At 50.9% G+C, this 21,385-nt stretch carries 26 protein-coding genes; 13 read left to right on the forward strand and 13 right to left on the reverse strand.

The window, feature by feature from the left end; translation table 11 throughout:
* From hflD to rluE, 4 genes are read right to left on the reverse strand one after another with little or no spacing between them, the layout of a single operon-like run.
* Positions 1-630: a high frequency lysogenization protein HflD gene (gene hflD / locus AM379_RS17030; protein ID WP_014169611.1), complete on the reverse strand. Its 630-nt coding sequence runs from the start codon at positions 628-630 to the stop codon at positions 1-3.
* Between the two features lie 27 nt (positions 631-657).
* A complete protein-coding gene (mnmA, locus tag AM379_RS17035; RefSeq protein WP_032670452.1) occupies positions 658-1,770 on the reverse strand; it encodes a tRNA 2-thiouridine(34) synthase MnmA in 1,113 nt (370 codons plus the stop codon).
* A 40-nt stretch (positions 1,771-1,810) separates the two neighbouring features.
* Positions 1,811-2,284: an NUDIX hydrolase gene (locus AM379_RS17040; protein ID WP_047955425.1), complete on the reverse strand. Its 474-nt coding sequence runs from the start codon at positions 2,282-2,284 to the stop codon at positions 1,811-1,813.
* A 9-nt stretch (positions 2,285-2,293) separates the two neighbouring features.
* On the reverse strand, positions 2,294-2,947 hold the full coding sequence (gene rluE / locus AM379_RS17045) for a 23S rRNA pseudouridine(2457) synthase RluE (protein WP_032681233.1): 654 nt from the start codon (positions 2,945-2,947) through the stop codon (positions 2,294-2,296).
* Between the two features lie 117 nt (positions 2,948-3,064).
* On the opposite strand from rluE, the gene icd reads away from it, so the two are divergent.
* From icd to AM379_RS17070, 5 genes are all read left to right on the forward strand, one after another.
* Complete coding sequence (gene icd / locus AM379_RS17050) at positions 3,065-4,315, forward strand: NADP-dependent isocitrate dehydrogenase (RefSeq protein ID WP_014169617.1); 1,251 nt, start codon at positions 3,065-3,067, stop codon at positions 4,313-4,315.
* Between the two features lie 589 nt (positions 4,316-4,904).
* A complete protein-coding gene (locus AM379_RS17055; protein WP_050736644.1) occupies positions 4,905-5,951 on the forward strand; it encodes a glycosyl hydrolase in 1,047 nt (348 codons plus the stop codon).
* Positions 5,952-6,150: 199 nt separating this feature from the next.
* Entirely contained in the window at positions 6,151-6,501 is a 351-nt protein-coding gene (locus tag AM379_RS17060; RefSeq protein WP_020884453.1) for a DUF1304 domain-containing protein, read from the forward strand.
* Positions 6,502-6,577: 76 nt separating this feature from the next.
* Entirely contained in the window at positions 6,578-6,823 is a 246-nt protein-coding gene (locus AM379_RS17065) for a YmjA family protein (RefSeq protein WP_014169620.1), read from the forward strand.
* A gap of 243 nt (positions 6,824-7,066) precedes the next feature.
* Positions 7,067-7,762: a hypothetical protein gene (locus AM379_RS17070; protein ID WP_047357289.1), complete on the forward strand. Its 696-nt coding sequence runs from the start codon at positions 7,067-7,069 to the stop codon at positions 7,760-7,762.
* Here the strand turns inward: AM379_RS17070 and AM379_RS17075 are convergent.
* Complete coding sequence (locus AM379_RS17075; protein ID WP_106503943.1) at positions 7,759-9,270, reverse strand: EAL domain-containing protein; 1,512 nt, start codon at positions 9,268-9,270, stop codon at positions 7,759-7,761. The two genes, AM379_RS17070 and AM379_RS17075, sit on opposite strands and share 4 nt — an antisense overlap.
* A 237-nt stretch (positions 9,271-9,507) precedes the next feature.
* Here AM379_RS17075 and AM379_RS17080 point away from each other — a divergent pair, with 237 nt between their 5' ends.
* From AM379_RS17080 to AM379_RS17090, 3 genes are all read left to right on the forward strand, one after another.
* A complete protein-coding gene (locus AM379_RS17080) occupies positions 9,508-11,028 on the forward strand; it encodes an EAL domain-containing protein (RefSeq protein ID WP_080964480.1) in 1,521 nt (506 codons plus the stop codon).
* Positions 11,029-11,209: 181 nt separating this feature from the next.
* Positions 11,210-12,682, forward strand: coding sequence for a sensor domain-containing diguanylate cyclase (locus AM379_RS17085; RefSeq protein WP_032679672.1), 1,473 nt, complete (start codon positions 11,210-11,212; stop codon positions 12,680-12,682).
* 275 nt (positions 12,683-12,957) lie between these two features.
* Positions 12,958-13,206: a GlsB/YeaQ/YmgE family stress response membrane protein gene (locus tag AM379_RS17090; protein ID WP_006174788.1), complete on the forward strand. Its 249-nt coding sequence runs from the start codon at positions 12,958-12,960 to the stop codon at positions 13,204-13,206.
* A gap of 54 nt (positions 13,207-13,260) precedes the next feature.
* Here the strand turns inward: AM379_RS17090 and yoaJ are convergent, their stop codons facing one another.
* The 3 genes from yoaJ to AM379_RS17100 are packed head-to-tail and all read right to left on the reverse strand — an operon-like array spanning position 13,261 to position 14,508.
* Positions 13,261-13,335 carry a protein YoaJ gene (gene yoaJ, locus AM379_RS24640; RefSeq protein WP_071605476.1) on the reverse strand — a complete coding sequence of 25 codons (75 nt, stop codon included), beginning with the start codon at positions 13,333-13,335 and terminating at the stop codon, positions 13,261-13,263.
* Positions 13,336-13,434, reverse strand: coding sequence for a YoaK family small membrane protein (locus AM379_RS17095; RefSeq protein ID WP_014883431.1), 99 nt, complete (start codon positions 13,432-13,434; stop codon positions 13,336-13,338). It abuts the gene before it with no gap.
* A gap of 45 nt (positions 13,435-13,479) precedes the next feature.
* Positions 13,480-14,508, reverse strand: coding sequence for a sensor domain-containing diguanylate cyclase (locus AM379_RS17100; protein ID WP_025204427.1), 1,029 nt, complete (start codon positions 14,506-14,508; stop codon positions 13,480-13,482).
* Positions 14,509-14,812: 304 nt separating this feature from the next.
* Between AM379_RS17100 and AM379_RS17105 the strand changes: the two genes are divergently transcribed.
* Both AM379_RS17105 and AM379_RS17110 read left to right on the forward strand, forming a co-directional pair.
* Positions 14,813-15,067, forward strand: coding sequence for a putative hemolysin (locus AM379_RS17105; protein WP_044868072.1), 255 nt, complete (start codon positions 14,813-14,815; stop codon positions 15,065-15,067).
* Positions 15,068-15,147: 80 nt separating this feature from the next.
* Positions 15,148-15,453 (forward strand): hypothetical protein, encoded by a 306-nt coding sequence (locus AM379_RS17110; RefSeq protein ID WP_106503944.1) that lies wholly within the window; start codon positions 15,148-15,150, stop codon positions 15,451-15,453.
* Here the strand turns inward: AM379_RS17110 and AM379_RS17115 are convergent, their stop codons facing one another.
* Positions 15,454-15,798, reverse strand: coding sequence for a DUF488 domain-containing protein (locus AM379_RS17115; RefSeq protein ID WP_014169629.1), 345 nt, complete (start codon positions 15,796-15,798; stop codon positions 15,454-15,456).
* 151 nt (positions 15,799-15,949) lie between these two features.
* Here AM379_RS17115 and AM379_RS17120 point away from each other — a divergent pair, with 151 nt between their 5' ends.
* Positions 15,950-16,657 carry a CTP synthase C-terminal region-related (seleno)protein gene (locus AM379_RS17120; RefSeq protein ID WP_014169630.1) on the forward strand — a complete coding sequence of 236 codons (708 nt, stop codon included), beginning with the start codon at positions 15,950-15,952 and terminating at the stop codon, positions 16,655-16,657.
* Between the two features lie 30 nt (positions 16,658-16,687).
* Here AM379_RS17120 and AM379_RS17125 read toward each other — a convergent pair whose 3' ends face one another.
* Entirely contained in the window at positions 16,688-17,875 is a 1,188-nt protein-coding gene (locus tag AM379_RS17125) for a CynX/NimT family MFS transporter (RefSeq protein WP_014169631.1), read from the reverse strand.
* Between the two features lie 99 nt (positions 17,876-17,974).
* Here AM379_RS17125 and AM379_RS17130 point away from each other — a divergent pair, with 99 nt between their 5' ends.
* Entirely contained in the window at positions 17,975-18,766 is a 792-nt protein-coding gene (locus AM379_RS17130) for an AraC family transcriptional regulator (protein WP_014169632.1), read from the forward strand.
* On the opposite strand, the gene AM379_RS17135 is transcribed toward AM379_RS17130, so the two are convergent.
* A complete protein-coding gene (locus AM379_RS17135) occupies positions 18,750-19,196 on the reverse strand; it encodes a DUF441 domain-containing protein (RefSeq protein ID WP_014169633.1) in 447 nt (148 codons plus the stop codon). The two genes, AM379_RS17130 and AM379_RS17135, sit on opposite strands and share 17 nt — an antisense overlap.
* Positions 19,197-19,341: 145 nt before the next feature.
* On the opposite strand from AM379_RS17135, the gene yoaI reads away from it, so the two are divergent.
* Positions 19,342-19,446, forward strand: coding sequence for a small membrane protein YoaI (gene yoaI, locus AM379_RS24385; RefSeq protein ID WP_014169634.1), 105 nt, complete (start codon positions 19,342-19,344; stop codon positions 19,444-19,446).
* 20 nt (positions 19,447-19,466) lie between these two features.
* Here the strand turns inward: yoaI and AM379_RS17140 are convergent, their stop codons facing one another.
* Both AM379_RS17140 and AM379_RS17145 read right to left on the reverse strand, forming a co-directional pair.
* Entirely contained in the window at positions 19,467-19,967 is a 501-nt protein-coding gene (locus tag AM379_RS17140) for a YbaK/prolyl-tRNA synthetase associated domain-containing protein (RefSeq protein WP_014169635.1), read from the reverse strand.
* Positions 19,968-20,220: 253 nt separating this feature from the next.
* On the reverse strand, positions 20,221-21,324 hold the full coding sequence (locus AM379_RS17145) for a glycosyltransferase family 9 protein (protein ID WP_106503945.1): 1,104 nt from the start codon (positions 21,322-21,324) through the stop codon (positions 20,221-20,223).
* Positions 21,325-21,385 lie beyond the last annotated feature (61 nt).

Consider the following 21,385-nt stretch of genomic DNA (forward strand, 5'->3'; position numbering starts at 1 on the left):
TTAACAATGAGCAAGAATTTGTTTTGCCTGAGTCGTCAGGCGATTACGAGAAAACATTAACTGCAGGCGGCCACCGCCAACCTGATGCCACAGCACGGCGGCACGAATACCCGCCAGCAGGGAGGCGCGGACTTTTGCCTGAACCTGCGGGCTTTGCAGCACGGCAGGAGAGCCGGTGACCTGAATACGTGGGCCCAGCGGGCTGATGACGTCAACATAAATACCGGCCATGGCACTGAGCAGCGTTTCGGACTGCAGATCAAAATGGTCGAGCTGGCGCTGCAGCCCGGCAATGCGGTCACCGAGCGTATCAAGCGCGCCTTTAGCCGCGCTGAGCTTACGCTCCAGCACCATCAGGCTTAACGTGTAGCGGGTCAGCTCCGCGTTCAACCCCTGACGGCTACTGGCGTTAAGCACGCCAAGCAAAGTTTCAAGACCGAGACGAAGATTGGTTTCACTCCCACCGAAGACACCCAGAGTCGAACCGGGGTTGAGGTCGATAACGCTGTTGAGTGAAACGTGCAGCGCGTCAGCATCGCAATGACCCTGATGCGCCAGCTGTTGCACCAGACGGGCAGACTGGCAAATTCCAGCCAGTGCCAGGGTGATGTCATAATAGTTCTTCGCCACACGTTCTCCTTTATGTGTGCAATCGTGTTAAACGGCCGGCAGCGGCAGGCGCTGTTCAATGATCCCGCCGCCCAGACAGATTTCGCCGCTGTAGAATACGGCGGACTGGCCTGGGGTGACCGCCGCAACCGGCTCGTCGAAACGCACATCAATGCGTTCATCATCCAGCGCGGTGACGGTACAAGGGATATCGGTCTGGCGATAGCGTGTTTTTACCGTGCAGCGCAGCGTACCCTTCAGCGGCTCACGATCGACCCAATGCAGCTGTTGTGCGATGAGGCCGACGGACATCAGACGCGGATGGTCGTGGCCCTGAGCAACAACCAGAATATTGTTTTCGACATCTTTATCTACGACGTACCACGGATCTTCGCTGCCTTCTTTGGTGCCGCCAATACCCAGCCCTTTACGCTGGCCCAGCGTGTGGTACATCAGCCCCTGATGTTGACCAATCTCATCACCGTCGACGGTAACGATTTTGCCCGGCTGTGCCGGCAGGTAACGACCAAGGAAATCGCGGAATTTACGCTCGCCGATAAAACAGATACCGGTAGAGTCTTTTTTCTTCGCGGTGATCAGATCCAGCTCTTCGGCGATTTTACGCACCTGCGGCTTTTCAAGCTCGCCTACCGGGAACAGGCTTTGCGCAATCTGTTCGTGGCTGAGTGTATAAAGGAAGTAGCTTTGATCTTTGTTGCCATCCAGACCGCGCAGCAGCTGGCTTTTGCCATTCACATCGGCACGACGCACGTAGTGCCCGGTCGCAATATAGTCTGCGCCCAGATCTTCTGCGGCGAATTCCAGGAAGGCTTTAAATTTGATCTCTTTGTTGCACAGAATGTCCGGGTTCGGGGTACGACCGGCTTTGTACTCTTCCAGGAAAAGCTCGAAGACGTTGTCCCAGTATTCTGCGGCAAAGTTAACGGTGTGCAGTTCAATGCCCAGCTTATCGCACACCGCCTGCGCATCGGCGAGATCCGCAGCAGCAGTGCAATATTCCTCGCCATCATCTTCCTCCCAGTTCTTCATGAACAGGCCCTCCACCTTATAGCCCTGTTGTTGCAACAGGTAGGCGGAAACGGAGGAATCGACACCGCCGGACATGCCGACGATCACTTTTTTCTGGCTGTTATCTGACATGGAATACTCACGACATTGAACTTCAAGGCGGCGTATTCTATCACGCCCCCCCACCATTGGCACCCTCTGTAAACGGCCAGTTAAATTCTCCAATCACCTCAAGCGGCAGGCGACCAGCAGCCTGCCAGCAGCGGATACTCTCGGCAACCAGCGGCGAGCGCAGGTTTGGCGCGTTCAGGATCTCTTCGGCAGTGACCCACAGGCAGCGATCGATATCATCGTCCTGCGGCTCTGTGGCGCACGTTTCGCTAAGCTCGACGGCAAATAAAAAGCGCAGGAACGGAGTGTGATCAGGGGCAATCCACTGGTGCATACGGATGAAGTGCTGCGGCTCCGCGTGGATACCGGTCTCTTCCCACAGTTCGCGTTTGGCGGCCTGCAGTAAGGTTTCATTGGCTTCAAGGTGCCCGGCTGGCTGGTTCCACAGCGCCTTGCCGTTAATACTCTCTTCTACGACCAAAAACTTACCCTGCGCGTGAACCACGCAGGCGACCGTGACATGCGGTTTAAACATAGTGACTCCTTAAGGGGTAACGTCCCGCCATTCACCGTTTGCCAGTGAATCCAGGGTGTAGTTGCCCATGGCATAGCGAATAAGTCGCAGGGTAGGGAAGCCCACGTGTGCGGTCATCCGGCGAACCTGGCGATTACGGCCTTCATAAAGGGTGATTTTGAGCCAACTCGTCGGGATGGATTTGCGCTCGCGGATCGGCGGGGTGCGTGGCCACAGCCATTCCGGCTCGCTGACGAGCTCGATACCTGCAGGCAACGTAGGACCATCGTTTAACGTCACGCCGCGGCGTAATGTCGCCAGCGTCTCTTCATCCGGTTCACCTTCAACCTGGACGAAGTAAATCTTTCCCGTGCGTTTGCCCGGCTGAGTGAGCCTGGCCTGTAAGGCACCATCGTTGGTTAAGACCAGAAGTCCTTCGCTATCCCGGTCCAGACGGCCAGCGGCGTAGACGCCCTGAACAGGAATGTAATCCTTCAGCGTGCTGCGTCCGGCTTCGTCAGTAAACTGCGGCAAAACATCGTAGGGTTTATTGAACAAAATCACCCGCTTTGGCTGGGATTCTTGTGGTCTTCTGGCGGCTTGTCGTGAGCTGAATCGCTCAACCCGGTGTTTTGTAAAAGAAGTTTTCTTCATGGTATTTTCAGACGTTATCAATTGCCGCATTATAGCCTATTAACGAAGACCTTTCATGGCGTCGGACAATCAGGTACTATCGAAGGGCTCATTACAATTTATTAACATAAGATCAGTAACAACCAGAAGCGCTCGAAGGAGAGGTTAATGGAAAGCAAAGTAGTTGTTCCGGCGGAAGGTAAAAAGATCACCCTGCAAAACGGCAAGATTAACGTTCCTCACAATCCGATTATCCCGTTCATCGAAGGTGACGGTATCGGTGTAGACGTTACCCCGGCAATGCTGAAAGTGGTTGATGCCGCTGTTGAGAAAGCCTACAAAGGCGAGCGTAAAATTTCCTGGATGGAAATTTACACCGGTGAAAAATCTACTCAAGTTTATGGCCAGGACGTTTGGCTGCCAGCTGAAACGCTGGACCTGATCCGCGACTACCGCGTTGCTATTAAAGGCCCTCTGACAACTCCAGTCGGTGGCGGTATTCGTTCCCTGAACGTTGCGCTGCGTCAGGAGCTGGACCTGTACGTGTGTCTGCGTCCGGTTCGTTACTATCAGGGCACCCCAAGCCCGGTTAAGCACCCTGAACTGACCGACATGGTTATCTTCCGCGAAAACTCAGAAGACATCTACGCGGGCATCGAGTGGAAAGCGGACTCTGCTGACGCAGAGAAAGTGATTAAATTCCTGCGCGAAGAGATGGGCGTGAAGAAAATTCGCTTCCCTGAGCATTGCGGTATCGGTATCAAGCCTTGCTCCGAAGAAGGGACTAAACGTCTGGTGCGTGCGGCCATTGAATACGCGATCACCAACGACCGTGACTCTGTGACGCTGGTTCACAAAGGCAACATCATGAAGTTCACCGAAGGCGCATTCAAAGACTGGGGCTACCAGTTGGCGATGGAAGAGTTCGGTGGTGAGCTGATTGACGGTGGTCCATGGCAGAAGATCAAGAACCCGAACACCGGCAAAGAGATCATCATTAAAGATGTGATCGCCGATGCGTTCCTGCAGCAGATCCTGCTGCGTCCTGCTGAATATGACGTTATCGCCTGTATGAACCTGAACGGTGACTACATCTCCGACGCCCTGGCGGCGCAGGTTGGCGGTATTGGTATCGCTCCTGGTGCGAACATCGGTGACGAGTGCGCACTGTTCGAAGCGACCCACGGTACGGCACCAAAATATGCCGGCCAGGATAAAGTGAACCCAGGTTCTATCATCCTGTCTGCAGAAATGATGCTGCGTCATATGGAATGGTTCGAAGCCGCAGACCTGATCGTTAAAGGTATGGAAGGCGCGATCAACGCGAAAACCGTTACCTATGATTTCGAACGTCTGATGGAAGGCGCTAAGCTGCTGAAATGTTCAGAGTTTGGCGACGCGATTATCGCGAACATGTAATCCAGAGTCTGGGTTAAACAAGAACGGGAGCCAATGGGGTCCCGTTTTTTATTATTCGATTTCGTACGGTTATCAAAACCCCTCCTTCAATAGCATTTACCGTCCACACTCTACCGGGCCATCATGAGCTTTCGCCGTTTGATTCGGCGATGTATGCCCCAAAATTTCTTGAATATCTTAATTCCACGTCTCACTAAATTCATTGTTATGGTGTCCGGCCTCACCCGGTGCCGCGCTCATGAATACCTGATCTGACTTATCGGGTACGACGCGATTACGGTGAAACTCTCATTAATTCTCTTGTCAGCATAACTTTCTGGTGTGCGGAATATCACTCGTATTACGGGAGATAGCACAACGTGAATTAGCATCATTTTAAGCAGGCGGCTGATATAAATATCCGTGTCGCAGCAAGTTATTTAATCAAACGGTATTGCTGCGCTGGCACTTTCCGCGGTAGTGGGAAAAGTCAGACAAACTGTACGAAAAAATAAAGCCGGGAAATGTCGGTTTTATTGTGTACATAGCAAACACGCATGGTCATTCATTGCCATGTATTTTCCAATCGAGACGTAAGGATATTCTACAAATGAGTACTTTTACTGTAGTACCCGCAAATCAGTCTGCAGATAATAATGCGAAAATGATTTATCAGTGGTTGAGTGGTCTGTCCGAACGACAGGGTAAAAAGCTCATTTCAGGTATTTTTGGTGGCTATAGCAATATCGGCGGCGTCGATGCTTTTTCCCTGCAACAAGGAAAAGAACTGCAGGCCCTGACCGGGAAATTCCCCGCTATTTATAGCGCTGACTATGCCCGTGGCTGGGATGCCTGTACCCCAGGAGAGGAAGCCAGTTTGATCGATTTTGGTTGTAATGCCGATCTGATCGACCACTGGAAAAAAGGCGGACTGGTCGCGATCAGCCACCATTTACCAAACCCTTGTTTTGCGGGGAATAATCCAGGTGATGGAAAGGGGGCTCTCAAGCATCCTGTGAGTAATGATGAATTTTCTGCAATCTTACAGTCTGGAACACCGTCGCGTGGGCGCTGGCTGGCAATGCTTGATAAAGTCGCTCAGGGCCTACAGCAACTGAATGAGAAAGGTGTCACCGTCTTTTATCGACCCTTGCATGAGATGAATGGCGAGTGGTTCTGGTGGGGGGCAACCGGTGAGAATACAAACGATACTGTACGTATGGATCTGTATCGACGCCTGTATCAGGATATCTTTAACTATTTCGTTAAAACGAAAGGGTTAAACAATTTACTCTGGGTCTTCTCTCCTGATGCAAACCGGGATTATAAGACATCTTATTACCCTGGCGCAGAGTATGTTGATATTACTGGCCTGGACTTGTATACAGACAATCCTGCCACTGTAAACGGTTACGATGAAATGGTGGCATTGAATAAGCCGTTTGCCTTTGCAGAAGTGGGGCCATCAACAATTAACGGCCAGTTTGATTATGCAAACTTAGTGAGTGTTATTCTTCAGAAATACCCTAAAGCAACCATGTTTATCCCCTGGAACAATGACTGGAGCCCGCTGAAAAACCTGAATGCCTCTGGTGCATACAATAATGACCGGGTAATAAATCTCGGAGATGTATGGAACGGCAGCGTTCTGAGTTAACGTTCGTTCCGGTGTCATGTTGATGCACCATATTAAATGGTTGAAGTCGCTGGCCCGATCGTTAACGCTATAGAAGATGCTAAAATGTTCAGAGTCTGGCGACGCGATCATCGCGAATATGTCATCCAGATTCTGGGTTAAACGTGAACGGGGGCCAGACGGTCCTCGTTTTTTTCCTCTGCCTGCGGGAGACTGCAAGATGTTAGCTACGATCCTTGTCGCTATTGTTGCATTAATTCATCTCTACATACTTGTGCTGGAAATGTTCCTGTGGAACACAAAAACAGGCCACAAGGCATTTAATCTCAGCCCTGATTTTGCACGCGATACCCGCGTGCTGGCCGCAAATCAGGGGCTGTATAACGGTTTTCTGGCGGCGGGACTGCTCTGGGGACTGTGGCTTGGTGAAAGCGGTGTTCCTGTGGTCTTCTTCTTTTTGACCTGCGTGCTGATTGCGGGCATTTACGGTGCCATGACCGCCAGCCGAAAAATACTCTATGTTCAGGCTTTACCGGCGCTGGCTGCATTGATTGCACTGTGGTTGCGTTGATTAACAAGGCTTTGGTCTAAGAGTGCCGTCCGATATACTCAGGCATTACCCTTAAAGGTCAGAGAAGAGACTGTTTATGCACAATGAAATTCCACTTAAGTATTATGACATCGTCGATGAATACGCGTCGGAAGCCGCGGAGCCGGTAAGTGAGGCAGAGCGCGATCCTCTTGCCTGTTATTTCCAGTTGCTGCTCACCCGTTTATCGAACAATGAAGAGATCAGCGAGGAAGCCCAGCAAGAGATGGCCAGTGAAGCCGGCATCCGTAGCGCGCGCATTGATGATATTGCGAACTTCCTCAATCAGTGGGGAAATGAATAGTCCGCCTCAAAAACCGTTGTGCTGATGCTTTGCTAAACAGCTCAGCATCACGCTATCGGACCACATGCATTTTTTATCCGGGATGTGCGTTGAGGGTTTACCGATGAGCAGGGCGAAAATAACGATCAGGAAAAAGAGTACCAGCGGAAACAACAGAGAATTTTTCACGTTTTAACCAAATGAGAGTGTGCTTCAGGGTAATCTACGGTCTGAATGTGACGACTATATGTTTTTAGGAAAGAAATGGAAACGTCTGATCTGGAAAAACATTACCACGACACTAACGCGAAGACGCTGGCGCTCTGGGAAAAGCGGGACGGTATCGGAGCGGTAAGGGAGCCGTTTTATGCTACGCAAAAGCTCGCACTGGCGACAGGTTTCCAGCCGGAAATGGCCGCGTCTGTCGACATGTTGTTTCGGGAACTGCGGGCGTTGACCCGCCACGACTCGTTAGTAGACCTCCAGCCGCCATCCGGCTTCCATTTCACCTTCGTACCCATAACGCTCCCTTTCTACGACGAGAATGCACCGTTACCGGCGAAGACGCATCAGCTTATCGACGCATGGATCCCTTTTGCCGGTCTGGGTATCACGGTTCGGGAACTCAGGCTGGTGGCATTGCCCAACCAGCTCTTGCTTGCAGGCATACCCGATACACTTGCCGTGAAGCAGCGGCAGGCGTTTTGTGAACGTCTGTTAACCACGGACTGGCAAGAGGCGTTGCGCTTACGCCATGGCAATACCCCTTTACCAGCGCCGTTCTGGCACACTACGCTGTTGCGCTACCAGGCAGACTGTCTGCCTGAATCGCTGAGGGCGTTTTTCCGTGAGCGCCGCATGCAGCGTTACGGTGAGGTTTGCGGAGAACTAAAACTCAACGTCGTGAATTATAACTGGACGCTATGCAGAGCCGTCACGTCGTCAATGTTGACACGTTAACGCGCTGGTTTTTGCTTATCGTTGTTAAGTTGCTGCGTCAGTTCATCAATGGTCAGTGATTTAGAGAAATACCATCCCTGAATCAGGGCATCAGGATACCGGTCTGCGATAAAGCGATATTGCGTTTCGCTTTCCACACCTTCAAAGACGAGCGTTTTATTCAGTCTGGCGAGGGCGTCACTAAAGATGACGAATATATTCTGTTTGTAATGCTCATTAATACCATCTACCAGCGATTTGTCTATTTTGATCTCATCGTATTCCAGAAGCGATATGCGGGCGAGGTTAGAGTTTTGTACTCCAAAATCGTCAATTGATATTCTCACACCCAGTGATTTTAACGCCTGACAGAACCCTTCGAGAACATCCGCAGTGGAAACCGCCTTTTCAGAGAGTTCGACTTTTATCAAGGAGAGTGGAATGCTGTTCACTAAACACTCATGACACAGAATCTTAATGAATTGCCCGTCTTCAATCTCGGTTCGGCCAATATTTAATGAAATCACCAGTTGATGTTTAATCGCCAGCGAGGCGATTTCTGCCAGGGATTTTTCGATGATATTGATATAATACTTTTGATACAGGCCAATTTTCTTAATTAAGGGAATAAAGAGCTCAGGCGAGACCTCTCCATGATTGTTATCGCGCCATCTCGACAGAACTTCGACGCCCACCATTTTTTTATCCTGGATTCGAATAATGGGCTGGTAGTTAACGCTGATGGTATTGGCTTTTACCGCGTTAACCAGCGTGCGCTCCAGTGAGAACCGATCTTCATAGATGCGGAAGAAAAACAGCGTGATCGCTATCCAGATGAAAGCCAGAATTGCCGTGAGAAGGGTAAACACCACCAGAGACAACGAAGCCAGCCCTGCGTTGTGATGCTTCACGATCACACACAAATCCCATACGGTGCTGCACTGCGTCAGGGTTAAGGTAAACAGATTCGAATGCAGCCAGCTCTGTTCTTTTATCACCGGGGAGGCTGAGAAAAATGTTCTGCCGAAATCTTTGGTCGTCGTACTCAGTGAATAGTTCGCCGTAATCGGCGTGAACTTATCGTAAGCATAGCGGGAGGTGAATATAATCACGTTATTATAAATTGCCGCATTGCCTGTAAAAAAATCTTTTCTGGAAAACTGTGCCAGAAGAAAACCCCGTGGCGTTTTATGCAGCTCTGCAGGAAGGGCAACGGGAGTGGCGAGTTTACCCCAAAAAGCAGTACAGGCTATTTTCCCCTTTTCAATAAAACCGATATCCCCGAAATAGAGGCTATCTAACTTTATCTGCCTGTAACTATCGAGACTGGTTTTATCACAACCCTGTGTAGTAATGCTTTTGAGCGCCTGCGCCACACTTTGAGAGAGGCCTTCTGAATATTGCAAAAGGGAATGGGAAACCTCGAGCTGTTTGCTCTTTTGCTGGGCCACGATAACCGCATTAACCGCGTAGAGAGAGAGGGCGACCAGTAACGTTGAAATGATAGCAACGGCAATGATCTTTTTCATTTTCCAGTGGTCCCGTCCGCTCCCTGATTTCACAAATCTTAACACAGCCAGGGCAAGGCACAAGCCTGATAATAACGGAGGTTTATCTTATTCAGTCAGAGTAACTCATGCGGAAGTACCAGTTTTTTAAGATAAATCTTAACTAAACTTTTCACATTGTTTTAAGCAGCGCAGAGTTTGCCAGGCGATCGCCTTATACAGGTCATAAATGAGCGTTTTTCTCTTAAGGAAAAAATCGTGCGTAACGTTATGCTCCCCATTCTGTGTGCCTTATTTGTGTTTCTGAGTGGCATGCTGATCATTAACTGGCAGTTGTGGCATATGGCCCGGTCAAATTATGCCGAAACCGCCGCCGCAAGCACGCGTAAAATTGAGGCCATTCTTGCTGAGGCTGTCAGTGCTGCAGATACCGCAAAACGGGTTGCCGCTGCAGGGTGTACCGACACCGGACAGCGTGAACTGGGTTCGGAAGCTGCGCTGAAACCGCATCTTCGCGCCATTATGATTGAGCAGCAGGGCAGGATCGTCTGTACCTCCCTTCCCGGAAACGGCGTATTGATTGTTCGCCCGCAGACGCTGCCCAACAAAGGATTGATGCTGCTCCCCGGTAATCGCCTGGTGAACGGCATTCCGGTGTTACTTTTTCAGATGTCCGTCGCGAAAGGGCGCGTTATCGTAAGCGTTAGCGACGCGCATTTGCGGGATGTTATTGCGAGTGCAGCAAACAACACGGGACTGAGGCTGGTTGTTGGCGATAAAGCAATAGCCGGCGCGGGCGATGTGATCAGTTGGCCCCCCGTGAAGTGGGCGGGCTCCATAACAGCATCGGCACATTTTCCGTTTAGCATGGCCTGGCAGCCTCCCGCCTTTTTCAGCCTGACGCGTTTACTGTACCAGGGATTGAGCCTGATACTGCTTATCCTTGCGTTATCTGCGGCTGTTGGCATTCTTATCCGTCGCTACAGGGGGAAAAGCAGCTCGTTTGAAGACGATCTGCGTAAAGCCATCATCCACGGCGAGATCGTTCCGTACTATCAGCCGATCGTGAATGGCGATACCGGCGGTTTGTATGGCGTGGAAGTACTGGCAAGGTGGAAGCACCCAAAATCAGGCTTTATCCCACCGGATGTTTTTATTCCGATTGCCGAGCGCAGCGGTCTGATAATTCCGCTGACCAAAGGGTTAATGGCGAAAGTGGTGACCGAGCTTAAGCCGCTTTTGCCTAAGTTGCCGGACGGATTTCACATCGGGGTGAACATCAGCGCCAGACACATCAATGCGCCTTCTTTTATCGCTGACTGCCGGGTCTTTGGAAAAGGCTTTTATGGTAAAGAGGTCAAACTGGTTCTCGAAGTGACCGAGCGTGAACCGCTGATCGATAATCCTCATCTGGTGGAAAATCTCAATGCGTTACATAACGCCGGTTTCGTCATTGCACTTGATGACTTTGGGACCGGGTATTCCGGACTCTCCTGTCTGCACGCGCTGGCGATTGATTATATTAAAATCGATAAAAGTTTCGTGAACCGGGTATCAGAGGCGAAAGACTCTACGATCCTGCTGGACTGTGTGATTGACCTGGCGAAAAAACTCTCACTGCATATCGTGGCTGAAGGGGTAGAAACGAAGGAGCAACTGGACTATCTCAACCGTAATCAGATTACCCTGTTGCAGGGATACTATTTTGGTAAACCGGTCTCGTATAAAGAATTTATTAAAGTCATCTTATCTAAGCCGCTGGAGAAGGTCAGTCTGTAAGAGATTTTTTTCTGTGAAAGGGGCCCAGTAATAATATCTGATGCCCGTTTGCGAAAAGCGAAATATCATCAGATTTCTGTTGTATGCTTAAGTGCAATTCATTTTCCTCTTATCCTGAGCTTTGTTACAGTGACTCTAGTTGTCAGCCAGGGATGTCAGGCGTGATAAGGTGGAAGAGCTCGTGCATGTGAAAAATACTTTTTACACAACAACTATTACCGTCATCATTGTCTCATTGATCATTTCGCTGTCGCTTGCCGTCCAAATTACCACGTCCAGGCAGCAGTCAATCCAGCAAATAAATACCAGCGTTGCCAACCTGAGCCATACCTTAGACGTGTACAGCGAAGGGATCATGCGCCAAAGTGAAATGTTGATTACTTCGGTTTCCGACATAATCAAAATTTATGGCATGACCCCACAACAGGCCAAAAATATCCAGCGGATGATAAGCAATCAGGATAATCTTCTTATCCAGATAAATAATGTGGTTGTTTACGATGCGCAAGGGAATATTTTTACGGCACTGCATGAAAGTTTTTCCGGACCCCGGAAAGGGGTGGACAGGTCGTTTTTTATCTACCACAAAGAAAATAAGAGCCAGCAGATTTTTATTGGCCAGCCGGTGGTCAGCAGAACGAATGGTAAATGGGTCATAACCATTAGTCGTCGGCTGGAAACCCCTACCGGCGCGTTTAACGGTGTCGTTGTGGTTACGCTGGGTATCGAAAATTTTCTGGCGTTATACGGGCAGATCAATATTGGTCACTCAGGCGTGATCGGCTTAACAACCCAGTCAGGCGTGTTGCTGGTACGTCATCCGTTTAAAAATAATTACATTGGCGCGATTGTTTCGGATTCGCCTCTCTTCAGGACATACCTCAAGGTACAAAACGCGGGTATTGCCAGCTCTGTCTCACGGTTTGATAAAATCGAACGCATTTATGCTTTCGAGAAGAACAAGCGCTACGGGCTCGTCACCACCGTGGCGGTCAGTACGCAAGAAGCGCTCGCCCCCTGGCGCAAGCAGGCTCTCCAGCTTTCTGTACTCATTTTGGTTTTTACCGCGATACTCATTGCGGCGTCCTGTTTCCTCTATTCCGATTTATCCAGAAAAACACGGGATAACAGAGCGCTGAAGATTATTGCGTCTGAAGATGCGCTAACCGGGCTTTTCAACCGACGCATTTTTGATGAAAAAATTCTGTCAGAAATTGCGGCCTGTGCGGCCAGCGACGCCCCGATTTCGGTGTTGATTGTCGATGTGGACTACTTCAAAAAATACAACGATAACTATGGTCATCCCGAAGGGGACCGCTGTTTAACCCTGCTGGGAAATAGCCTCAGGGAGAGCCTCAACCGGGACAACCAGGTTGTGGCGCGCTATGGCGGGGAAGAGTTTGCACTGATCCTGCCTGACACGGATATCCAGGAAGCGCTCCGCCTCGGTCAGACGATCATTCGCAATGTCTTTTCGCTGCATATTGAACATGCTTTCAGTCCCTTCGGGCGGGTCACGGTTAGCGTCGGGATCTCCACTGCGCGTGCCGTGGATATCGCGGGCAGCCAGCAGAACATCATTATAGCCGCCGACCAGGCGCTCTATCAGGCAAAACGTGCAGGGCGAAACCGGCACGCTTTTGTTGCAGTGTAGGCAAAAAAAAGCCCACTTTAGAGTGGGCAAGAAATACTGGAAGCAATGTGAGCAATGTCGTACTGAATACCTGAGTGTTTCGCTCAACTATTCAGTGTTGAGAAAGATAATCTTTCTCAACAAAAGATGCAACCCCACATTTCTTGTGGTGCTGTTGATGAATAAACGCGCACTCTCTCACTGTGATGCTTATCACAAATTTCCTTTCTGAAATCCTGTGCTATCCTTTCTTGTGTCGTTGATTTAATGACAAAAACCATACGGAGAGGAAACTTATGGGAATTTTATCCTGGATTATCTTTGGGCTTATTGCAGGTATTCTGGCGAAGTGGATTATGCCGGGCAAAGATGGCGGTGGGTTTATCGTCACCGTAATACTGGGGATTATCGGTGCAGTGGTGGGCGGTTGGATCAGTACGCTGTTCGGCTTTGGTAAGGTCGATGGCTTTAACTTCGGCAGTTTCGCTGTCGCGGTGATCGGTGCGTTGGTTGTTCTGTTTATCTACAGAAAAATCAAAAGCTAAGCCTGATAAACGTTGAAAAAGGCTGCCATATGGCGGCCTTTTTACGTGGTGGGTTTACCACCAGCCTAGCTGCGAGCCTGCAACAGCCACGATTGCCACGATCAGCATAATGAGGGTTGTTTTTCTCATTTATGCCCCCGGAGCAGCGTAACCACCGACAAAAAACCAGGCCAAAAACACTACCGCCGTTATAAAAATAACGACCGGGAAGAGGATCCCTATTCTCATACCATCACCTGTTTCGGTTTTTATAACGCCGTAGAGTGTACGGGGTTAATCCATCGCGAGAAAGCACGTTTTGCTTTTTCCTTTCTTATGCTGATACATCGCGACATCAGCCGCGCGTAACGCACTGTCCGGATCGGTCACGGTGGGGTCAACTTCAATCACACCGAAGCTGGCACCAGGATAAATAATGTTCACGCTTCCCAGCCAGTATTCTCCTGCAATACGGGCGTCGAGGCGCGTTTTAAGCAGGTTAATCTGTGTGCTCTCACCCGTACTGTTGGTTTGGCTAAGCGAGGCCACCAGAAACTCATCACCGCCCAGCCTGCCAATTATTTCGTCCGCCTGTTTTTCTTCAGTCAGACGTTTACCCACTTCAATCAGGAACCGATCGCCTGATTCATGCCCGTAACGGTCGTTAATCAGCTTGAAATCATCAAGGTCGATAAACGCGATGATGGCGTTGCGTTTAAGGTGCTTTGCCAGTGAAAACAGGGTCGTCAGCTCTTCGAAGATGGCGCGGCGGTTTGGTAATCCGGTAAGGGCATCGGTATAAGAGTGCGCAATGAGTGCCGCATTGGCTTCCCGAAGCTGGATCACCAGCGACTCTTTCTGAATATACTGGGCAATCAACCCGGCGAATAATTTCAAAACTTGTTCACCGCGATCGCTGGGATGTTTCTTTTCCGTGCTGGTGGCGCAGAGCGTGCCATAGAGTGAACCATCCGCAAGATGAATAGGGATACTCATGTAGGTTGTAATGCCAAGGGCTTTCGCGGCATCGCAATCCGGCCAGCGCTCTGCCACCTCGTTACTGAACAACGTACCACTCTCGATGGCGCGCTTACACAAGGTGTCGCCCCATGGAACGCTCAGCCCCTCAGGGATCTGCATCTGCTTGCTGTTGCGGGCGTAGAGGATATGCTGCAGCCGCGCATTGATATCGACCTTCGTCAGGTAGGTGGACTCCATTTCAGTCACAATCTCCAGCATCTCCAGCAGCTGGCGAACGAGACTTTCAAGGGACTGCTCAGTGGCGAGCGTTTCTGAAACACGGGCAAGGATAATATCCGACATGACGTAGGCTCACTCCCATGCAGAAGACGTCTGCATCTGCATGTTATGCTGAATTTTTCGACTTCGGGCATAGTAAAACATGAATATATAAATTTTAATATTCATCACAGGGGAGCGGGGGAGAAAAAAAGCCCCGATGTTGAGACCGGGGCAAAGACATCTTGATTACGGAATGATGTTCTCTGGTCATTGAGAACACGTGCCACTGTAGTGTGGAAAAGTGCAGTTAAGATGGAGAAATCGTGGAGAAAGCGGCGGTGACCCGTTACCCTTAAAGTCTGATGAAGTGAAAAGGATCAATGAGATGAGATTACTGCTTCTGGCACTGGCGTTACCGCTGGCCGCCTGTACCTCCAAAACAACCCCGCCTGATGCCCCGAAACCGCCCCATGTTATCGGGATGGCTAATCCCGCCTCCGTCTACTGCCTGAATAAAGGCGGGGAACAGGTCCCGGTTCAGAGCCCGCAAGGGGTGCGTACGGAGTGCAAGTTGCCCGGCGGCGAAGTGATCGATGAATGGGCGCTTTATCGTCGCGATCATCCGCAACCTGCCAGGTGACAGCGGGACAGTGGCTGCGGTACACTTCTCTTTAGGATTATTCTTAGCCTTTCGATGGCTACCGTTATCGTGAGAGAAGTATGTTTCAGCTTAAACCGGGCAGCATGGCGATGATCATCGGTGCCCGCACGGCGTCCGGCCGTCGTAATATTGGTAAATCTGTTGAACTGTTTGGCCTGTGTCATCCCGGCCAGCGTTTCGTTAACCCGGTCAATGGCGCCATGACGCAGTTACCCACCACCTCGGATCGCGCGCTTTGGCTGGTGACCGGTGATGTCTTCGCGTTTGACAATCAGCATGGCTTTGCGTTTATTCGCGCCGAACATCTGATGCCGCTTACCCCGGATACGGCGCCGCAAATCCTTGATGAACTGATGATCGACTGACTAGACATTACGCAGCCAGTCGGCTAACACCAGGGCGTGATTGTGTTCCTTATCTTTCGCGCCATAGAGAAGGGTTAAGGTCTGCTTGCTGGCCAGCGCCGCAAGACGCAACCCCTCGTCCTTGTGCTGCGCCAGCTCTTCCCGGTACGCCTTGCTGAAGGCGTTGAAATCAAGGGTTTCGCTATGAAACGCCTTGCGTAAATCGTTGGACGGGGTGAGCGTTTTACACCATTCATCATACGCGAGATCGGTTTTCTTCACGCCACGCGGCCAGAGTCTGTCTACCAGCACCCGATAACCATCGTCCGGGCTTGCCTGTTCGTATACGCGTTTACACTGGATCATCTTTTCTCCTCACCTGCGGCAAAACGTTCTGCGTATTACTCTAGCACTTTGTCTTTACCCACCCAATTTAAGGTATTGTGATAATTGCAGAAGATCGGTAGTCTGAGGTTCCTTATGTTATCTGCTAATACTCAGGCATAAGGAACCTTTCATGGAACACCTCCCGGCTAAAACCACACTGCGCATTGCGCTGGTTGGCGATTACAATCCCGATGTTATTGCGCACCAGGCGATCCCGCTGGCAATTGACGACGCCGCTGCCGTTCTTGACCTCACCGCTGATTATGACTGGCTCGCGACCACGGAACTGACCAGCCCGGAAGATCTGGTGGGTTATGACGCTATCTGGCTGGTTCCTGCAAGCCCGTACAAAAACACGGCGGCGGCCTTTATCGCTGCACGCTACGCACGCGAAAACAGCATTCCCTTCCTCGGCACCTGCGGCGGGTTTCAGCATGCGCTGATTGAGTACGCCCGTAATGTGCTGGGCTGGCACGATGCGGCGCACGCCGAAACGGATACCGAAGGCACAATGGTGATTGCGCCATTAACCTGCTCGCTGGTGGAAAAAACCGATGCAATTGAGCTGCGCAACAATACGCTCATCGCCAAAGCCTATGGCAAACCGGAAATCGTGGAGGGATATCATTGCAATTACGGTGTGTCGCCGGAATTTGCACGGGAGCTGGAGAGCGGCGAAATGCGCGTCACCGGCTGGGACGAGCAGGGTGAAATTCGCGCCGCGGAGCTACTGACCCATCCGTTCTTCGTGATCACTTTATTCCAGCATGAACGTGCCGCGCTGGAAGGTCGACCGGTGGTGCTGGTACAGGCAATGCTGCGCGCGGCGCGCGGATAAAAAAGGCAGACCTGGTGGTCTGCCATTCTACTAACGGGGCGTGACCTCCCGGTCACGCCCGGCAAGCATACCGCAAACGGCCATGATCACGGCGGCCAGTGCACAGGCCAGAAGCGGATACCGCCAGTCACCGGCAGCATCGTGAATTTTGCCCATCAACGGCGGGCCACAGGCGGCCAGCAGATAGCCAACCGACTGTGCCATGCCGGACAAGGCCGCGGCCTGATGCGCAGAGCTGGCGCGCAGCCCGATGAAGGTCAGGCCAAGGATCATCGTTGCCCCGGTACCAAAACCAAACACCAGCGTCCACATGACCGCCATTCCCGGCGCAAACCACAATCCTGCTGCGCTTATCGCGCACAACAGCGCCACGACGCCGGCGATTGCTCGCTGATCCTTCAGACGATGGAGGATCAGCGGCACAGCGAGACCCGGAACGGCGGTGGCCAGCTGTAAGAGTCCGTGCACAGAACCCGCCTGGGCTTCGCTATACCCGTGGCTGAGCAGGATCGCCGGTAGCCAGCCGATGATGACATAGTAAATCAGCGAGTTAATCCCCAGAAAAAGGGTGACCTGCCAGGCGAGGGCAGAGCGCCAGATGGCGCGGTTATGTAACGCGCCTGCACCGGTCACCGTCGCAACGTGTTTCTGACGCCACTGTGGCAGCCAGAGCAGTAACGCCGCCAGCGGAAAGGCCATCAGCATTAGCAGGGCGCCATGCCAGCCAGCTTCCCCTTGCGCCAACGGAACAATCAGTGCGGAACCTAACGCCGCGGAGATCCCCATCGTCAGGGAATACGCACCGGTGAGTCTGGCAACCTGTCCCGGGAAGTCACGTTTAATTAACCCAGGCAAAAGCACATTGCCCAGTGCGATACCGCAGCCAATCACCGCCGTACCGATGAAAAGCAGGGGGGCGGAAGGCAGGGAGCGCACAGCAATGCCGACGCAAATCAGCAGCAGGGCGATAAACAGGCTGCGCTCCATGCCGATACGCCGGGCAACACCTGCGGCGAGCGGAGAGATAAGGGCGAAAGCCAGCAGAGGCAGGGTGGTCAGCAGACCGGTTTGCGCCGTACTCAAGCCATAATCGAGACGAATGGTATCGAGCAGCGGTGCTGCTCCGGTAAAGGTGACGCGAAGCGTAGTGGCAATCATCAGGATACCTGCGATGAGCAGCGCGCCCTGTTTTCCTGAAACCCGAATTGCAGTAGTCATTGTGTTCTCATACGTTCAAGCGAGCGCACACAATACCGATTTTCTCCACGGTTGAAATCAGGCTAAAATGACAGTTTATCGCTAATATCGGACAACCTGATGATTGGTCTCGGACTGGACGGCTACGATCCCGATAGCCAGCATGATGCGGCTGTCGCGTTTCGCATCCGCGTGGTGGCGCAGGAACAATACATTCCGCGACACCAACACCGTAAGGGACAGCTGATTCTGGCGCTGGGGGGAGCCATCACCTGCGAAGTGGAAAACGCCATGCTGATGGTACCGCCCCAGTATGCCGTGTGGATCCCTGGCCAGATGCCGCACAGCAATAAGGCCACGCCGGGTGCCCAGCTTTGCTTTTTGTTTATTGAACCCGGAGCGGTAAGTTTGCCCGATCGCTGCTGCACCCTGAAGATCTCCCCTCTGGTGCGGGAACTGATCTTATCGCTGGCGGAAAAATCACGTGAAGCGCTTTCGCTTGCTGCCACATCGCGTCTGGTGGATGTTCTTTTTGACGAGCTACCGCTGCAGCGTCAGGAACATTTGCAACTGCCCGTTTCGCCTCATCCAAAAATCCGGCTGATGAGCGAGAAGATGGCGGAAGAGCCTGCCGCCTGGCAGACGCTGGCGCAATGGGCAAGCCACTTTGCCATGAGTGAGCGCAATCTGGCGCGCCTGGTGGTGAAAGAAACGGGCCTGAGCTTTCGCCGCTGGCGGCATCAGCTGCAGCTTATTGTGGCGTTACAGCTGTTGATTGGGGGAAAGTCGGTACAGCAGGTGGCACAGTCGCTGGGGTACGACTCCACCACCGCGTTTATCACGATGTTTAAGAAAGGGTTGGGGCAGACGCCAGCGCGCTATATTGCCAGCCTGACTATGACTTCCCGATAAACAGTGAGACCAGCCCGGCCGCAATCAGCGGGCCCACCGGAACGCCACGAAAGAGCGCTACACCGAGCACGGTTCCCACCAGCAGACCGGCCACCAGCGAGGGCTGGCTGCTCATCAGCGTAACGCCACGCCCGCCCAGCCACGAGACAAAAACGCCTACCGCTATCGCTATCAGCGATTTCCAGTTCACAAACGAGTGCAGCAGCGTCGAGGCAGGCAGCGTACCGCTGGCGATAGGTGCCATCACCCCAATGGTCAGAATGATGATCCCGATGGTGAGACCTTGTTTTTCTATCCACGGGAAAAAGGTGTTTAACGGGGTCACGCGCACAATGATCAGCACCAGAATTGAGATAGCGACGGTGGTGTTATGGCTGACAAAGCCCAGCGCAGCGAGGGCCAGAAGAATGAGCAGAGTCGGGTCAAACATAAGGAATCCTTGCCAAAAGAGTAAGCCTGCTTACTTTACGCGGAAACACGGCTGAAGACAGTTTTTAAAAAGATTTTACTGCTGTCATAACCCTGTCATTTACGGGGGATAAAACAGGGGCAGGCATCGAAAAAGGGGCGCAAAAATGTACGATCACATGTTTGTCGAAACGCTGATCATCTCTTCATCGTTTTTCGCTGTTGCCATTATCCTGGTCGCGTCAGTTATTTTTCTGGAAAAAAAAGGCTGACGGGATGCCAGCCTACACGATTACGCTTTATGGAACGTCACCAGCTCAGGACGGGCGATACGCAAATAATCCTGCGTATCCATAATCACGGATTTTTCCAGCAGACCGGCGTTAAACGCGATTTCATCAAAACGCTCAAACAGGAGCGGGTCGGCCACCAGTGCCAGATCGGGATGGAAGCTAAAAGGCGGAATGGCGCCAAAAACGCAGGCGGTCAGGGTATCGACTTCGGCAGGGCTTGCGAGAGACGCTTTTATCCCCCCAAAATGGCTGGCAAGCTGGCTTAAATCGGCCTGCAGATCGGCGGCGAGGATCGCCAGAACGTGTTTTTTTACGCCGTTTCCCTTCACCTTACAGACCAGTGCTTTTGCCCCTTGCCCCAGATCGGTTCCGCGGATCTCACTCACCGCTTCACATTTCCCCACGGCGTCATGCTCCATGACGCGAAATCGCGCGCCCTGCTGGGTTAACAACGTAATGAGTTGCTGGTGGGTTGTTGTTCCCTTAACGTCATCAGACATAGCGATTTACCTGTTAAATACCAATACGCAGCGTTTAACCTTAGCACAGAATATTTCGCCGTTGGTATAGACGTTGCTGTTGGGCGATTGCTTTACCCGCTGATTATGTGTCGGCATCAGAAGATATTATATCCAGCTGCAATGTGCAGGTGAGATCGGAGAAAGATTTAAAAACGCTTAACAGGCATGAAGCTTCTCAGGTTTCATAAAGTGAAAGTCCTGAGAAGCGAGAAAAATTACAGATGTGATTTCTTTATCTCGAACTATTATCGGCGATACTCTTCAATTGCTCGTCAATAATATTCAGTATAGGCCGAACATCGGTATCCATCACGCGGCGCTCTTTCAGTCTAACCTGGATAGCTGATTCATAGTTTGGTCCCCAGACATCAGCATTATCTGCCTGAGCGACAAGCATTTTAAATGGATAGAGGCAAATTAGTTTTTTCTTAAATGCTCTGGATACATGCACGAATGATGTATCTGGAGAAATCACGAGTGCACTCTCTTTTATGATTTGTGCAGCCGAAAAGAATGAGGGCAATGAGCTCTTAGTGACATGATCTGCATCGGGAATAGGCTTTATTTTATGTTGTTCGCCAAGAATGATTAAGTGAAAAGTATCTTTATATTTAGCCATGTGACTGGTAATGGCCTCAATCTGCGCTGTTGAGAAGAAACGTTCACTCACACTGCCGTAAGGAATGAACGCAACCGTTTTTTTATCAGTGGTTTTCTTAAGAAAATCCTTTGCTTTTTGTACATCGTCGTCAGGTATGATCACAGTGTAATCATAGTTCTGTGCCGATATCCCCAGATGCTTCAGGAAATCAATGTATCTTGTGCTTATATGTGACAAAGGGCAGCTAATGTTAATTACTTCGTCATAGATACGATACTTCCTGGTAAAACCGATTGTTTTGTGTGGTTTTATTAGTCTGATTAAATTAAATGTTTCGACATTTGAATGAGTTATTTCATGCGAGTCAACAAATACAAAAGGTGGAAGTTCCCTTAACACCTTGATTAGCATCTTTTTGTTGTTAGGTTCATAAAAGTAAAGAGCTTCTAAATTGCGCCATTCTTTGAAGAGAAAGTGCGTCCTTTTATCTGCAATAACAGAGACCTGAAAATTGTTTCTTACCAGAGTCTCAATCACACCACCAATGACAATAGCATCACCAATCCCTTTACCAATGAAGGGGATAATCAGATGGTTTGTGCCCGACCCATGTCTCGTTCGAGAAGTACGCCCCTGAGCGGAAATCATACTCAATAAGTTAAGTTTTAACTTAAGTTTGATCCTTTTCAAAAAATAGTTTTTAGATCTGTTTGCTTTTTTTATCCATCGAAACATTAAAGACTCCTTGAATACTTATCTGGTGTTAGTTAGCGTAGTACCAATTTCTTTTCATTTT

This window comes from Enterobacter cloacae complex sp. FDA-CDC-AR_0132, from assembly GCF_003010695.1.
GTDB classification, from domain to species: Bacteria; Pseudomonadota; Gammaproteobacteria; order Enterobacterales; family Enterobacteriaceae; genus Enterobacter; species Enterobacter ludwigii.

Coding starts and splice junctions, on each gene's coding strand:
- mnmA (WP_032670452.1), bottom strand. CDS start 1,770: ATGTCAGATAACAGCCAGAAAAAAGTGATCGTCGGCATGTCCGGCGGT.
- AM379_RS17040 (WP_047955425.1), bottom strand. CDS start 2,284: ATGTTTAAACCGCATGTCACGGTCGCCTGCGTGGTTCACGCGCAGGGT.
- rluE (WP_032681233.1), bottom strand. CDS start 2,947: ATGCGGCAATTGATAACGTCTGAAAATACCATGAAGAAAACTTCTTTT.
- icd (WP_014169617.1), top strand. CDS start 3,065: ATGGAAAGCAAAGTAGTTGTTCCGGCGGAAGGTAAAAAGATCACCCTG.
- AM379_RS17055 (WP_050736644.1), top strand. CDS start 4,905: ATGAGTACTTTTACTGTAGTACCCGCAAATCAGTCTGCAGATAATAAT.
- AM379_RS17060 (WP_020884453.1), top strand. CDS start 6,151: ATGTTAGCTACGATCCTTGTCGCTATTGTTGCATTAATTCATCTCTAC.
- AM379_RS17065 (WP_014169620.1), top strand. CDS start 6,578: ATGCACAATGAAATTCCACTTAAGTATTATGACATCGTCGATGAATAC.
- AM379_RS17070 (WP_047357289.1), top strand. CDS start 7,067: ATGGAAACGTCTGATCTGGAAAAACATTACCACGACACTAACGCGAAG.
- AM379_RS17075 (WP_106503943.1), bottom strand. CDS start 9,270: ATGAAAAAGATCATTGCCGTTGCTATCATTTCAACGTTACTGGTCGCC.
- AM379_RS17090 (WP_006174788.1), top strand. CDS start 12,958: ATGGGAATTTTATCCTGGATTATCTTTGGGCTTATTGCAGGTATTCTG.
- AM379_RS17095 (WP_014883431.1), bottom strand. CDS start 13,434: ATGAGAATAGGGATCCTCTTCCCGGTCGTTATTTTTATAACGGCGGTA.
- AM379_RS17100 (WP_025204427.1), bottom strand. CDS start 14,508: ATGTCGGATATTATCCTTGCCCGTGTTTCAGAAACGCTCGCCACTGAG.
- AM379_RS17105 (WP_044868072.1), top strand. CDS start 14,813: ATGAGATTACTGCTTCTGGCACTGGCGTTACCGCTGGCCGCCTGTACC.
- AM379_RS17110 (WP_106503944.1), top strand. CDS start 15,148: ATGTTTCAGCTTAAACCGGGCAGCATGGCGATGATCATCGGTGCCCGC.
- AM379_RS17115 (WP_014169629.1), bottom strand. CDS start 15,798: ATGATCCAGTGTAAACGCGTATACGAACAGGCAAGCCCGGACGATGGT.
- AM379_RS17120 (WP_014169630.1), top strand. CDS start 15,950: ATGGAACACCTCCCGGCTAAAACCACACTGCGCATTGCGCTGGTTGGC.
- AM379_RS17125 (WP_014169631.1), bottom strand. CDS start 17,875: ATGACTACTGCAATTCGGGTTTCAGGAAAACAGGGCGCGCTGCTCATC.
- AM379_RS17130 (WP_014169632.1), top strand. CDS start 17,975: ATGATTGGTCTCGGACTGGACGGCTACGATCCCGATAGCCAGCATGAT.
- AM379_RS17135 (WP_014169633.1), bottom strand. CDS start 19,196: ATGTTTGACCCGACTCTGCTCATTCTTCTGGCCCTCGCTGCGCTGGGC.
- yoaI (WP_014169634.1), top strand. CDS start 19,342: ATGTACGATCACATGTTTGTCGAAACGCTGATCATCTCTTCATCGTTT.
- AM379_RS17140 (WP_014169635.1), bottom strand. CDS start 19,967: ATGTCTGATGACGTTAAGGGAACAACAACCCACCAGCAACTCATTACG.
- AM379_RS17145 (WP_106503945.1), bottom strand. CDS start 21,324: ATGTTTCGATGGATAAAAAAAGCAAACAGATCTAAAAACTATTTTTTG.